The organism is Grimontia marina, assembly GCF_900060185.1.
Lineage (GTDB): Bacteria > Pseudomonadota > Gammaproteobacteria > Enterobacterales > Vibrionaceae > Enterovibrio > Enterovibrio marinus.
Map to the genome: position 1 here is coordinate 1 of NZ_FIZY01000013.1, position 13,893 is coordinate 13,893.

The 13,893-nt window shown below is 48.1% G+C and carries 11 protein-coding genes; 5 read left to right on the top strand and 6 right to left on the bottom strand.

All coding sequences use genetic code 11. From position 1 onward, the window contains the following. A partial coding sequence (locus GMA8713_RS08750) for an IS630 family transposase (RefSeq protein ID WP_157515497.1) occupies positions 1–337 on the top strand: 337 nt, incomplete at its 5' end. A gap of 834 nt (positions 338–1,171) precedes the next feature. Further along, a complete protein-coding gene (locus GMA8713_RS08755; protein ID WP_232314397.1) occupies positions 1,172–2,146 on the top strand; it encodes a sensor domain-containing diguanylate cyclase in 975 nt (324 codons plus the stop codon). Positions 2,147–2,637: 491 nt separating this feature from the next. On the opposite strand, the gene trhO is transcribed toward GMA8713_RS08755, so the two are convergent. Beyond that, on the bottom strand, positions 2,638–3,618 hold the full coding sequence (gene trhO, locus GMA8713_RS08760) for an oxygen-dependent tRNA uridine(34) hydroxylase TrhO (RefSeq protein ID WP_062708315.1): 981 nt from the start codon (positions 3,616–3,618) through the stop codon (positions 2,638–2,640). A 759-nt stretch (positions 3,619–4,377) separates the two neighbouring features. Between trhO and GMA8713_RS08765 the strand changes: the two genes are divergently transcribed. The 3 genes from GMA8713_RS08765 (at position 4,378) to GMA8713_RS08775 (ending at position 7,784) form a co-directional block, all read left to right on the top strand. Then, positions 4,378–4,977: a hypothetical protein gene (locus tag GMA8713_RS08765; RefSeq protein WP_062708104.1), complete on the top strand. Its 600-nt coding sequence runs from the start codon at positions 4,378–4,380 to the stop codon at positions 4,975–4,977. A 237-nt stretch (positions 4,978–5,214) separates the two neighbouring features. Next, positions 5,215–7,176 (top strand): RecQ family ATP-dependent DNA helicase, encoded by a 1,962-nt coding sequence (locus tag GMA8713_RS08770; RefSeq protein ID WP_062708318.1) that lies wholly within the window; start codon positions 5,215–5,217, stop codon positions 7,174–7,176. 86 nt (positions 7,177–7,262) lie between these two features. After that, on the top strand, positions 7,263–7,784 hold the full coding sequence (locus GMA8713_RS08775; protein WP_062708106.1) for a DUF2058 domain-containing protein: 522 nt from the start codon (positions 7,263–7,265) through the stop codon (positions 7,782–7,784). 219 nt (positions 7,785–8,003) lie between these two features. Here GMA8713_RS08775 and GMA8713_RS08780 read toward each other — a convergent pair whose 3' ends face one another. The 5 genes from GMA8713_RS08780 to GMA8713_RS08800 are packed head-to-tail and all read right to left on the bottom strand — an operon-like array spanning position 8,004 to position 13,619. After that, the gene (locus tag GMA8713_RS08780) at positions 8,004–8,831 is read right to left on the bottom strand and encodes an ABC transporter ATP-binding protein (RefSeq protein ID WP_084387688.1); all 828 of its coding nucleotides are present in this window, start codon (positions 8,829–8,831) and stop codon (positions 8,004–8,006) included. 2 nt (positions 8,832–8,833) lie between these two features. Further along, entirely contained in the window at positions 8,834–9,697 is an 864-nt protein-coding gene (locus GMA8713_RS08785; protein ID WP_084387689.1) for an ABC transporter ATP-binding protein, read from the bottom strand. 13 nt (positions 9,698–9,710) lie between these two features. Then, positions 9,711–11,534, bottom strand: a complete 1,824-nt coding sequence (locus GMA8713_RS08790) for an extracellular solute-binding protein (RefSeq protein WP_062708109.1) — start codon at positions 11,532–11,534, stop codon at positions 9,711–9,713. Positions 11,535–11,547: 13 nt separating this feature from the next. Continuing rightward, positions 11,548–12,594, bottom strand: coding sequence for an ABC transporter permease (locus GMA8713_RS08795; RefSeq protein ID WP_062708321.1), 1,047 nt, complete (start codon positions 12,592–12,594; stop codon positions 11,548–11,550). Then, positions 12,594–13,619, bottom strand: a complete 1,026-nt coding sequence (locus tag GMA8713_RS08800; protein ID WP_084387691.1) for an ABC transporter permease subunit — start codon at positions 13,617–13,619, stop codon at positions 12,594–12,596. Before GMA8713_RS08800 ends, GMA8713_RS08795 begins: the two co-directional genes overlap by 1 nt. Positions 13,620–13,893 lie beyond the last annotated feature (274 nt).

Genomic DNA, 13,893 nt, shown 5'->3' on the forward strand with positions numbered 1-13,893 from the left:
AAAGAAAGACTCAGACCTATTCATTGCCATGCTGGAGAAGCTAAAGTGGCACTACCGCCGAGCCAAAAGTGTCACCTTGATACTGGATAACTACATCATCCACAAAAGTAAAAAAACGAAGGCTTGGCTCAAGAAGAACCCAAAGTTCAGGCTGCTGTTCCAGCCCGTTTATTGCCCTTGGGTCAACGTCATAGAACGATTGTGGAATGCTCTCCATGAGACAATTACTCGGAATCACAGGTGTAAACATATGTGGCAATTGCTCAGGAAGGTGAAGCACTTTATGGATAACGTATCGCCGTACCCGGGAGGTTGCCACGGCACGGCGAAAATGTAGCACTATTCGGATCAGTTATTTAGCGTTCATGCGTGTCATATACCAAACACTCGGTGAAACAGTTAGCTTTGACTCACCCTTTCTGCCGCAGTGGCTTATCAAAGGAGAAGGGCCAAGCCTGGAGGCGCTCAAAGCATCACCTCCTGAATTTGATGTGAGTATATTCCCTGCGCTCAAATAGTAACTCAAAGCCACCCAACTCTGGGTGGCTCCCATCGTTCTTCCTAAACTGAAGTTATCCGAAAAAGGCGGTTGTGAATAAACCCGCTAACTCACTTTTGTCCACTCATTTCTTCGCTGGGTAACGTCCTTCTAGTTTTCAATGCCAAGGGCAAACAAAGAATACGTTCGGGATGACCACCATTGTCATACCTTTCTTGTTTGTCCGAAGTGTAATGGCACTGATACGATGATTAACAAGACAAAAGGCATTATGTTGAAGTCGGCCGCATTTTTTAACGACGAGGGCTGTCTCATATGTAAAACGGCATTGGTTCATTTACCGAATATATGTCGGTAACTGTCTGCTTTAAAAATTAAATTTATTTTCTCAGCTTCTAGACGTCATGAGTAAACCGGTATTCTCAATGTTGAATTTTTCTATATTCCGACTAGCTTATTTTTCGATGAAAAAATTTATCCGTAGCCGTTTTCAGGGTGCACTGATTGGGGTCATAGGTTTAACACGTTTTGCAGTCGTTTGAAGCTGTTGTTTGAGGACATATGATGTATTTAAGAAAGTCATCCGGGTGTTACCACCATTGTCGTTCAGACTCTTTATAAGTATTAATCTAACAACATTCGACTAATTGTTGTGTGTGATGACTAATTTTCATGACATTAGGGAAAGCAATGAGATCTCCAAAGATACCTGATAATGAAGTAGAGCGTTTACACGCGCTTAGGGCACTCGAAATTTTAGACACCTCTCAGGAAGAGAGATTTGATAGGGTAACGAGAGTGGCCAAACGCTTATTTGGTGTTTCTATCTCACTTGTTAGCTTTGTTGACGAGAACAGACAATGGTTTAAATCAGCTCAAGGCTTGGATGTGAAAGAAACACCGAGAGAAATTTCGTTCTGTGGTCACGCGATCAATGATGACAACTTGTTTGTTATTCCAAATGCGAAAGATGATAAAAGGTTTTGTGATAACCCTCTTGTAACTGATGCTCCTAACATTCGTTTTTATGCGGGATATCCTCTGAAACTCAGGCCTGGTGTCCACATTGGAACATTCTGTTTGTTTGATATCGAACCTAGGGAAATGGGTGAGGAAGATCGTTTGCTTCTTCAAGATTTGGGGTCGATGATCGAGCAAGACATTAAGTCGCTACAAATGGCTAATTTGGATGAACTCACAATGATTCCTAATAGACGTGGCTTCTTATCACTCGCAAACTTTTCTCTCAAACTGTGTAGGCGTAAGAAACTCGGTAGTTCTATCATCGTTATTGATCTCAATAAGTTTAAGCCAATAAATGACAAATATGGTCACCATGAAGGAGATCATGCGTTGAAAACCATTGCTATGGAGTTATTTAACTCGTTTCGGGAATCTGATGTTGTTGGTCGCTTGGGGGGAGATGAATTTGTGGTGTTTCTAGCTGACTCCACTCCAGATATTGTCAAACATTGCTTATCTAGGTTCACTGATAATATGGCCAGAATAAATAGAAACAGTAACAAACCTTACAATATTGAATTTAGTTTTGGTTTTGGCCATTACGATCATGATAATCAGTTGTCGATAGAAGAAAGAATAATGCAAGCTGACAACGAAATGTACAAACAGAAAAACGCACGCTAATCATAGGGCGTTTCCAGCGGACTCCACTAGAAGAATAGACAGTGCCATAAAAACACAATTATCGGTTTCAACCTTGTATGCGCGCCAACTCGGGCTCACTCAGCATGCAAGGTCTGAATAACTACCCATTCGCGGGATATACCCAAACAGCCTGAAGATGCAGGATTCAGCGAGCATCTCCAGATTGTTTGGTAGTCTTAACTGGCCAGAAGATATGTAAGAGCGAGTGTGAGTGACTACAGATGACAAAATCCCTCTATTGTTTTAAGAATGTGGACGAAAGATGTTTACTCGAAGCGCACTTTTTTACTGACACACAGTGATTCAGGTGTTTCAATCAGTTTGCCCTAGAAACGCCCTTAATTAGAACGTTTTGTGTCATTGTGTTTCCGCATAAAGCTCATTTAGGGATAATGACTTCAATCCTTGAACAAAAAATCCCCTCGCGTTTCCGCAGAGGGGGATTTTTATCATAGGGTAATCAAACAGCCTTACTTCGCTTTTCGCTGCTCTGCCTTCTTAGCCAGCTTTTCATTTCTCCGCTGGGTAATGATTTGGTCTGCTTCACCGCCAACGTGAATTTCGCCGCGTGCCCTTGAGAGCTGCACTTGCTTTTCACGCTCACGGAAACGGGCTTTTTGCTCGTCGGTGTGTTTGTCTATGCACTTAGGGCAGCTGACGCCTTGCTCGAACGCTTCTGACTGTATGTCTTCTTCAGTGATAGGCAGGCGGCAGGCGTTACACATGGCGTAGCCGCTCTTTTCAAGCTGGTGGTTTACTGCCACTCGGCCATCAAACACATAGCAATCCCCCTCCCAGAGACTCTCTTCCTGAGGCACTTCTTCTAGGTATTTCAGAATGCCGCCTTCCAGGTGGTAAACCTCGTCAAAACCTTGCTCTTTCATATAGGCAGTCGACTTTTCACAACGAATACCGCCCGTACAGAACATCGCGACTTTCTTATGTTTGGCCGGGTCCATATTCTGGGCGACGTATTCCGGGAACTCGCGGAAAGTGTCGGTTTTTGGGTTAACCGCATTCTTGAAGGTGCCGATTTCGATTTCATAATCGTTGCGGGTATCCACCACAAACACTTCCGGGTCGGAAATCAGGTCGTTCCAGTCTTCAGGCTTCACATAGGTTCCGACCACATGACGCGGGTCGATGCCTTCTACACCCAAGGTGACGATCTCCTTCTTGAGTTTCACTTTGGTGCGGTTGAATGGCTGGTTTTCGTCGAATGACTCTTTATAGACGGTATCAGCAAGGCGAGGGTCTTTCTTAAGCCATGCCAATAGGGTGTCGATGCCTTCGCGCGTGGAGGCGACGGTGCCGTTAATCCCTTCATTCGCCAGCAGCAAGGTGCCGCGAATTTCATTCTTCTCCATTAGCGCCTTCAATGGCTCACGGAGTTCCACATAATCTTCAAGGCGCACAAATTTGTAGAGCGCGCATACAACGTATTGATTCATTTTATTTTCCATTTAGCGGGCTGGAGCGTAAATCCAGAGCTTCCTTAGTTGAGCGGTTGAAGTATAGCGAAGCAGGAAACGGCTAAATACGGATAGAGTGTGTGGTTATCGGCTTATCATGTAGGCCAATTACACATCGAAGCCTCTGCCTTGCATAAAATCCCCACAAACTGCTGCAAAAATCATCACCAAAGGTCAACAGACCCTAGGGTCTGTTGACCTTTGGTGGTTAAATTTTGTTCTCGCTATAAGCGTTTTAGGCGCGGCGAGGTGTGTGCTGCCTAGTCATTCTAAGCAAATACACCTCAACAAAGCATAAAACGCTTAGAGCAGAACCCTTCGGGCAGCGTTTGTGGGGAATTTCTGCTGCGTTATCAGCTTCTCATGTAGGCCAGCTACACATCGAAGCCTCTGCCTTGCATAAAATCCCCACAAACTGCTGCAAAAATCATCACCAAAGGTCAGCAGACCCTAGAAACTAGTCATAGTTTTTTACCCATTATCAAAAACAAAAGACAAAACCTGACATGGCATATCGCTATCGTATTGAGTCTGTGCCCAAACAATCTGAAGATGCGTGGTTCAACTCGCCCGAAGGGAGGGCCTTAATGCGCCCACTTTTTATTTTAATTTCAAATAAGTAGAGCGAATATTCCTCGCAATATTTGCCACGAATTGAATGTATTGATGACCTCTGAATGGGAGCATCTTAAGGTTGCTTGGGTATCACTCTGATCAAATATTCTAAGGGACGAGATAATGGGCTTTTCACTTTCTTGGGTGGCAGTCAAAACCGACGATCAAAGCGCAGTGTTGAAATCCTTAGGGTTAACCGCAACGACAGAAACTGACGAGTATTTTGAATCTGATTTTGCGGGTGCGGCCTTGCTGGATGATTGGTATCTGGTGGTCGCAAAGAAAGCGGATAACCAATTGATTTCCGAGGGATCGCTGACTGCGCTTTCCCAAGTCGGAATGGTCATCGCCTGTGCGGTGGAAGAGCACGTGATGACCTCTTCTGCTGAGTGTTGGTTTTTCGGGCAGCGCCGCTGGCAGGTAACTCACGACGGGCAGAAAGACCGCTTGAACTTGACTGCTGAGGGGCAATTGCCAGCGAGGTTTGAGACGTTGAAAGCGCAGTATATGACAGAGCAGAAAGCTGAAGCTGGTGAGTCTACTGACATCGATCTTATCTTCGACATTCCGCTGATACTTGCCAGTGCCTTGGTGGGTTTTAAGCATGATGAAGATTGTAGTGATGTGCTAGCTAATGGCCTCCCTTTGAAGCTTTCAGTTAGCCAAGCACCAGAAACGACATTTACCCTTGAAATTAAAAAGCCGTGGTGGAAGTTCTGGTGATAAATCGCTCGGACAGAGCATGAATTTTCTGCGTTTTTCTGTGGCGCGAATGTCGCCGTTTAGCTGGGTTTCACTGGAAACCGGAGCGCGCTCCGCCTTGAAGGTGTTTGCACTCGAAGCATTAGGTTGCGCAGTGTAGACTGCTGGCAGAACTGACCCAATAACATGAGGCAAATGATGCAGCCAACTACGCAAGCATCTTCGCAGGAAACTATGCAAGGAACTATTCAAGGAAAGATGCAAGCAAAGGGTGCGTACTTGAACACACTCCAAACAGTTTTTGGCTTTGAGGGCTTACGCGGTGGTCAGCAGAATGTGATCGAAAGGGTGCTGTCAGGGCATTCCTCGGCGGCCATCTTTCCGACAGGTTCGGGCAAATCACTCTGCTATCAACTTCCCGCATTGCACTTGCCGCATCTGACCTTGGTGATTTCTCCGTTGCTCGCACTGATGAAAGACCAGCTCGATTTTCTGCGTGGAAAGGGCATTGCTGCTGCCTCGATTGATTCTTCCCTGACCTATGATGAATCGCGCGAAGTGATGCGCTCGGTGAAAGCAGGCGAAACCAAAATCCTGATGATTTCCGTTGAGCGTTTGAAGAATGAACGCTTCCGTCAGTTTATTTCCTCGGTGCCAATTTCCTTACTGGTGGTGGACGAAGCGCACTGTATTTCAGAGTGGGGGCATAACTTCCGTCCTGATTATCTGAAGCTGCCGGCTTACCGCACTCAGCTCAATATCCCTCAAGTGTTGCTTCTCACCGCGACTGCAACACCGCAGGTTATCGAAGACATGCGCAATAAGTTCGGGATCACCTCTGAAAACGTCGAGGTAACGGGTTTTTATCGTCAGAACTTGGATCTCAATGTGCTTCCTTGCAGCGAAGAAGACAAAGACGAGGCCCTACTGAACTTGATGAAGACGGTACCCCTCCATCAATCAACCATTATTTATGTCACCTTGCAGCAAACTGCAGAGAGTGTGGCGGGCAAGCTGAGAGCAGCTGGCGTTACCGTACAGGCTTACCACGCGGGTATGGCAAGCGACGATCGCCAGCAGATTCAAAACGCCTTTATGCGTGGGGAAATCAACTGCATTGTGGCGACGATTGCTTTCGGCATGGGTGTGGATAAAGCCGATATTCGCGCTGTCATCCACTACAATTTGCCCAAATCAGTGGAAAACTACAGTCAGGAAATTGGACGCGCTGGGCGTGATGGTTTGCCATCGGTCTGTTCGGTACTTGCCAACCGCGAATCGGTCAGTGTGCTGGAAAACTTTGTTTATGGTGACACGCCAGATTTGATTGCCATTCGTGCCGTGATTGATGACATCGGTTCGACGCCTGCAGGCAAACCGTGGGAAGTGATGCTGACCCGCCTTTCCAAAGAATCCAATGTGCGCCAATTGCCGCTCAAAACCTTATTGGTTTACCTGGAGCTTGCAGGAATCATTGAGCCTCAATTCAGTTATTTTGCCGATTACCGTTTTAAAATGCTGGTGGGTGCAGAACAGATATTGAGCCAGTTTGAGGGGGAGAGAAGGCAATTTGTGGAGGCGATTTTCCAATGCTCGCCAAAATCGCGCACCTGGCATAGCGTGGACTTTGATGCGCTTTGGCAAGGCTACAGTGCGGAAAGAAAGCGAGCTGTCACCGCATTGGATTACTTTGCTGATAAAGGCTGGATTGAGCTTGAAAGCAAGCAGATGATGGACGTTTACCGCGTCATCCAGCTTCAGGCGTGTCAGGGCGAGCACGCGGCACCATTGAGCGAGCAGATGCATCAACTCTTCCTCACCAAAGAAGCGTCGGAAATTCAACGTGTAGAAGCCATGCTGTCGCTGTTTGAAACCGACACCTGTTTGAGTCACCGATTAGCGACATATTTCGCTGATCAGCATGCGCCTGCGCAGTGTGGTCATTGCTCGGTGTGTCGCGGTAATATCGCGCTGTTGCCGAAAGCCAGTGCTCAGGCGGAGGTGGATGCTGCTGAGTTGCAGCGTCTGATCCAGCCTTTACTTGAAGCCGCCGCGAAAGACCGCACGCAAGTCTCGGCAGAAGCGGTGACAAGGTTCCTTTGCGGCATTGCAACGCCGCTGACCGGACGTTTACGCGCTGGTAAAATGGAAGGGTTCGGCAAGCTGGCTGCCTATCCGTTTGCTCAGGTGAAAGCGCAAGTGGTGGCATTGCGTCTTTAAGCTGTTTGTGGGAGTGCGCCCAATCTGGCTTAAATGGTATTATTCGGCCATTAATTCGGGAAAATAGCGCCCGCTACGGAGTTAACATGGCAAAACTATCCTTACAAGAGCAGATGCTTCAAGCTGGTCTTATCGACAAAAAGAAAATGAAGAAGGCCGGTAAGAGCTCGAAGAAATCGCGCACGCTGGCAAAAGAAGCCAAAGCGGCAGTCGAAGAAAAACGCGCCGCGCAAGTAGCTCAGGATCAGGAGCTGAACCGCCAGAAGCAGCAGGAAGCTGAGAAAAAGGCCATTACAGCGCAGGTGAAGCAACTGGTTGAGATGAACAAGATTGACCGTAAAGACGGTGATATTGGCTACAACTTCACTGACGGTACGCTGGTGAAAAAGATTTACGTCGACAAAGCGACGCAAGACCAGTTGGTGAATGGCCGTTTGGCGATTGCCCGCGACGGTGAAGGTTATGCGATTGTTCCTGGCGTGGTGGCGGACAAAATTGTTCAGCGAGATGAAAACACCATCGTACTGAACAACACGGTGGATGAGCAGGCGATGGACGAGGACGATCCATACGCAGACTTCAAGATCCCTGATGATCTGATGTGGTAAGCACAGCCTGTTGATGAATAAGAAAAAGCCCTGTCTCCGGACAGGGCTTTTTGCTTTTATACCAATCACAGTAGTTAGCTGATCAGAAATAGCGCAGGAAAAATGCTCGAGAACAAGGCGAAAAATTTCGATAAGTAGTTATTCTACAATAAAATTTTTCAACGCAGTTATCGAGCATTTTAACAAGCTAGGATGAGCAGATACTTACTACGATTGGTATTAGCTGGTGGCTTCCGCAGGCCGTTTTTTCTTGCGGTTTCTCGGGTGATTCACCGGCACTGCCGACAGCAGTGTTTGGGTGTATTCATGTTGCGGGTCGGCATACAGGGCTTTTGCGTTACCGTATTCCACCATGTTGCCAAAATACATCACCGCGACGTTATCCGAGACCTGACGCACCACAGAAAGGTCGTGGGAGATGAAAATCATCGCCAGGTTCATTTCCTGTTGCAGCTTTATCAGCAAGTTCAGGATTTGCGCCTGCACAGATACATCCAGTGCGGAGACGGACTCATCACAAATCAGCAGCTTAGGTTTGAGCGCAATCGCTCGTGCTATGCCGATGCGCTGACGCTGACCGCCGGAAAACTCATGGGGATAACGGCTGGCGGCTTCCACGGGTAAGCCAACTTTTACTAAGAGTTCCTCTGCCCACAGTTTGCGTTCTGCGCGGGTGCCGATGTTGTGGATCTCGAAGGGCTCTTCCAGAATCATGCCCACGGTGTGGCGCTGATTAAGTGATTCCAGCGGATCCTGAAACACGATTTGCATGTCTTTACGAAGCGGACGCATAGCACGCGGGCTGAGGTCGGTGATATCTTTACCTTCAAAGAAAATCTTGCCACCGGTTGGCTCATAAAGCTTAAGAATGGTGCGCCCAAGGGTGCTTTTTCCGCAGCCGGATTCGCCCACTAGACCTAAGGTTTCGCCACGTTCCACGCTGAAAGAAACGCCATCCACTGCTTTGATGGTGTAGCCCTTTTTGAAAATGCCTTTGCCGGAAACGAAGTGTTTGCAAAGGTTGTCGATTCTTAGCAACTCTTCCATGGTTAACCTCGAAATTCCGGAAACAGCGCAGGGTCGATCTCAGGGATATCGATCAACTGCTTGGGTTCGGTGGTAAGATCGGGTATCAGGCCGAGCAAGCGCTTGGTATAAGGGTGCTGAGGGTAGTCAAACAGATTGAACACGTCGGCATTCTCGACGATTTTCCCGCCATACATGACCGCCACGTCGTCACAGATTTCCGCGACTACGCCCAAATCGTGAGTGATGAAAATCATCCCCATACCAGTTTCTTCCTGTAGGTCATTCATCAGGTCGAGAATGGAGGCTTGAACGGTGACATCTAATGCGGTGGTGGGTTCGTCACAGATCAGAATATCGGGCCTGCAGGCCAATGCCATCGCAATCATCACGCGTTGTCGCATGCCACCTGAAAGGTTATGCGGGTATTCATTGAACCGTTTTTCCGGCATCGGAATTTTTACTTTTTCCAGCATTTCAAGGGCGGCAGCCTGCCGTTCTTTTTTGTTCATCTCTGGGTGATGGAGAGCGAGCACTTCGGTGAGCTGTTTGCCAATCGAATGCACCGGATTCAGCGCGGTCATCGGATCCTGAAAAATCATGGAAATCCGGTTGCCGCGCATTTGGTACATTTCTTCCGGCGGCAGGCTGATCAAATTCGTGCCGCGATAGAGGATCTCACCTGCGGTGACCTGCCCATAAGGCTTGGGTAGCAAGCCCATGATAGACATAGCAGTCACGCTTTTACCACTGCCTGATTCGCCAACTAAACCCAGCGTTCGGCCTGCCATGACATCAAAATTCACGCCGTGGAGGATTTTCACCACACCGTCATCGGTGGTGAATTCGGTTTCCAATCCGCGGACGCTGAGAACCGGTGCCGTCATCTTTCCTACCTTATCACTTGTAGCGATCATCAATCACAGTCACCGGTTCAAACGTCTTATCATCGTCCATGGCGTCGAGGGTTTCTTTTTTTACGTCTGCATCAAGCCAGAAGGTGCTATAGCCCATCGCACCGCCAATTGTGAACAGGGTATCTGTCCACTTTTGCATTGGGTTCTCTGGGTACTTAACCCAACGCCAATGACCCTGTCGTGTCCATGGAACGATATAACTTGGTGAGACAACAGCAGCTTCTTGAATGATGCGTTGCATCTCCTTTGACTGCTGGTGTTTTTTGCTGATGTCGAATTCAACCCGATATTGTTCAATCAGCTTATCCAGTTCGGGGGTGCTGAAGTTGGTAAAGTTGTTGGTTTGTGGCTTGTTGGCGTTGTCGGAATGAAAGTACTGCCAATAACCTGGGGTTTCACTGGCACCCATGTTGATGAATGCAATCTGGTGTTTTTTCTCCGACACATATTTAAAGCCTGTGGCACCATCAATGAGCTTTAGAGAGAATTCCAAGCCTGCCAGCTTTGACTGCTCTTTGAGGTAGGCCATTCGAGGAGTGAAAAAGGCTAGGGGGTATACCAGCTCAAATGATAGGCGCTCGCCCTTATCATTGACACGAATTCCGTCTGAGCCGATTTTGTCGAAGCCAGCTTTGATAAAGTACTCTGTTGCTTTATCGATGTTGAAGTCAGGCGCTTTGGCATCAGGCCAGGAGTATTCACCGTGTCCTGAGCCCATGGCATGGGGTTTGCGTTGGTAATCTCCTCGAATTAGCTTTTCAATCAGGCCATCAAAGTCAGTGGCATGCATAATACCGCGACGTACGTTGATGTTATCCAGTATTGGCATGGCTGTGTTCAGCCAAAGGCCACCGCCGCCTTGTGGTGTTTCATTGAAGCCCCAGAATTTCTGGATATACCCTTTTTTGTATGCGTCCCCGTCAGTTTTCTCATGCCAGATTTCCGGGAGTGTGAGATCGTAGATATCCAGTTTTCCCTTTTCAAAATGCTGTCTGGACACATCCGTATCGCGAATCACGGTCATGCGGATTTTGTCGACATTGTAGCGGTTTTGGTAATAACGGTTGTCGTAACCCCACCAATCTTCGCCTACGTGCTTAAAGGTTACACTTTTGCCTTTCTTAATATCATCTACAAAATATGGCCCCGTGCTGGGTTCGGGCTTGAAGTTGTATTTACGGACAAAGTTGTCGTCAACACCATCGCCATTCTTGTCCTTGCCGGATGCATAAAAATGCTGTGGGCGAGGAACGAGCCCACCGACCGTTCGCATCAACTCCTCTGGGTTCTTCTCATCCACTGTACTAGCGGCAATTGTATGGTCATCAATTTTCACTACATTGGCGATAGTCTTGGTGTAGTAATCGTTGTACCAAGGGGCGACGATATCCTTCGAGCGGTAGAACTGAAGCATAAACACAAAATCATCAGCAGTCAGAGGCTTGCCGTCATTCCATTTTGCCTTTGGGTTGAGCTTAAAGTAGATGGTTTTGTTGTCGCCAGCGTAAGCCCAATCTGTCGCGATAGCTGGTATCCAATTGAGTGTATCGGGATGACGTGTCACCAGTCCGGGTACTTCATCGAGAAAATAACCACGGAGGCCTGAATTGGAATCAGGCCCTACGCTTCGCAGCGTCAGTGGGAAGCTGGATAAATGGGTACGTAATGTGCCGCCGCGTTTGGCTTTATCAGACGCAAAAACCGGATCGTCCCAGTTTGTCTGCCAGTTAAGGTTGGCAGGAAGTTCAGCGGCTTGCGCGGTGAAGGCGAGTGCGCTTAAAGCGGCAAGTGTGGTCAATTTAAACATGGTCACTTCCTTGTCAGACATAACGGGTGAATTTTTTCGGGTCGAATGCAGCGCGAACCGCATCGCCAATAAAGGTCACCATGGTGAGCACCAACACGGTGGCGGTCACCACCGAGGTGACAATCCAAGGGCTGTCGAGGTTAGACTTACCTTGCTGCAATAACTCGCCCCAACTCGGTGTTGGTGGCGCAAGACCAAGGCCTAGATAATCTAGCGCGGTCAACGCGGTAATGTTAGCCACAATGGTGAAGGGTGCCAGAGTGATCACCATGACCATGGTGTTGGGCAGAATATGTTTCAGCAGGATACGCGAAGTAGAAGCGCCGAGTGCTCTCGCAGCCATCACGTATTCCCGTGCGGATTCTTTGTAGGTCATGGTCCGCATGTACCAGGTTATCCCCATCCAGCCGAATATGACGTTGATGGCAACAAAAAGGGTGAAGGTGGGCTTGGTGATCGACACCAGTATCATGATGACGTAAAGGAAAGGGATCATCGACCAGACTTCAATAAAGCGCTGGCTGATGAGGTCGAACTTGCCACCGAAAAAGCCCATGGCGCAGCCAATCACGGTACCAATCGCAAAACAGATGGTCATGGTGGTAAGGGCGTACATCATGGCGATGCGGAACCCATAGAATAGGCGCGCCAGTACATCACGGCCAATGACATCGGTACCGAGGTAGTGCTTAGATTCAATGCTCGGCGCATAAGGAGGGAACTCCCCTTCGATGAAGTCTTGCTCATACGGGTTCCAAGGCACCAAAGGCATGATAACGAAGTTGCTATTGTCTTCTTTCTCAAACTGGGCTTGTAGTTCGCGATAGTTGGCTTCGCTTTGGTAACCCTGTCCAAACTCGGTGCCGAGGCGCACATCACTTACCACAGGGAAGAATAACTCTCCGTTGTAGCGCACCATCAAGGCTTTGCTGTTAATGAAAAATTCTGCAAATAGGGAAAGGACCAGCAAGATAGAGAGGACAATGAAAGACCAGTAACCTGGTTTGATCTCTTTGAAGCGTTTTATCTTCTTTTGCGTCAGTGGGCTGAGAGTCATCATCATTCACCAAACCTTACCCGCGGATCCACGAGCGCCACACAGATATCTGAAACGATGTTACCCACCAGCAGCATGGCGGCATTCAGTGCCACAATGGCCATGACGACCGGATAATCCCTTTCCATAATGGCTTCATAGCCAAGCAGGCCAATGCCATCGATGTTGAACACCACTTCGATGAGGAAGGAGCCCGTCAGGAAGAACAACAGCGAGTTACCGAAATGGCTCGCCAGAGGAATCAAACTGTTCTGCATTGCGTGTTTACGCACGGCGTCTTTGAATGGTAGACCTTTGGCGATTGCCGTTCGGATGTAATCCGCGGAGAGGTTCTCCATCAGGTTGTTCTTCATGGTGATGGTCAGGGTGGCAAAATCCCCGATGATGTAACAAATCAGCGGCAGCACGGCATGCCAGAGCACGTCTTTGATCATCTCGCCTTTGGACTCTAAATCGTCAAAGTCGTCAGAGGTAAACCCTCCCATGGGGAACCAATCGAGGTGGAAGGAGAAAACACTCAATAGCAGGATGCCGACCACATAACCTGGAAGGGCATAACCCACAAAGATAAGCACGGAAGAGGCGTTATCAAAGGCAGTATTGTGCTTAACGGCTTTGTAGTAGCCGAGAGGGATCGAGACCAAATAGGCAATCAGGAAAGTCATGCCACCGTAGAACATAGAGACAGGGAGCCGCTCGATAATCATATCCAATACGGGCTCGTAGTAGCGGGTCGACTCACCAAAATCGAGAACCAGAAGGCGGTTCAGCCATTCCCAATATGCCTCCATTACGGGCTTGTCGAGACCGTAGAAAGCGTTCAGTTCTTCGAGCTGATATTCATCCAACGAGGAGTTGTCCTGAAAGCTCTGGGTCTGTGCCGCGCCTTCCTGCATAAATTGGGATTGGGCGAGCATGCGCTCAACCGGGCCACCCGGTACAAAGCGGGTGATGGCAAAGATCACTAATGTGATGCCAAGAAATGTGGGAACGACGAGTAACAACCGTCGTAGTAAATAGGCTAGCACCGAAAGACTCTCTCCTTGTCTATGTGCGGAACAGTAGAAGTTGGCTAACTAAAGTAATGTGGTAGTTGGAGAAACATCTCAACCCCCCAGATCAATAAATGTGTGTACCCTCAGGTTTGTCATCATTGATTCGTACTTTCTTTTTATTCGCAAGCCAAATGCGCGAGAAATCGCAGCAAGTTGGTGCCAATTCCAGCTAACGCGTTTCGAACGTCTTTAACCGATCAAAGTTCAAGTTTTTTTATATGAACCTTGACAAAATTAGCCCTTGAAA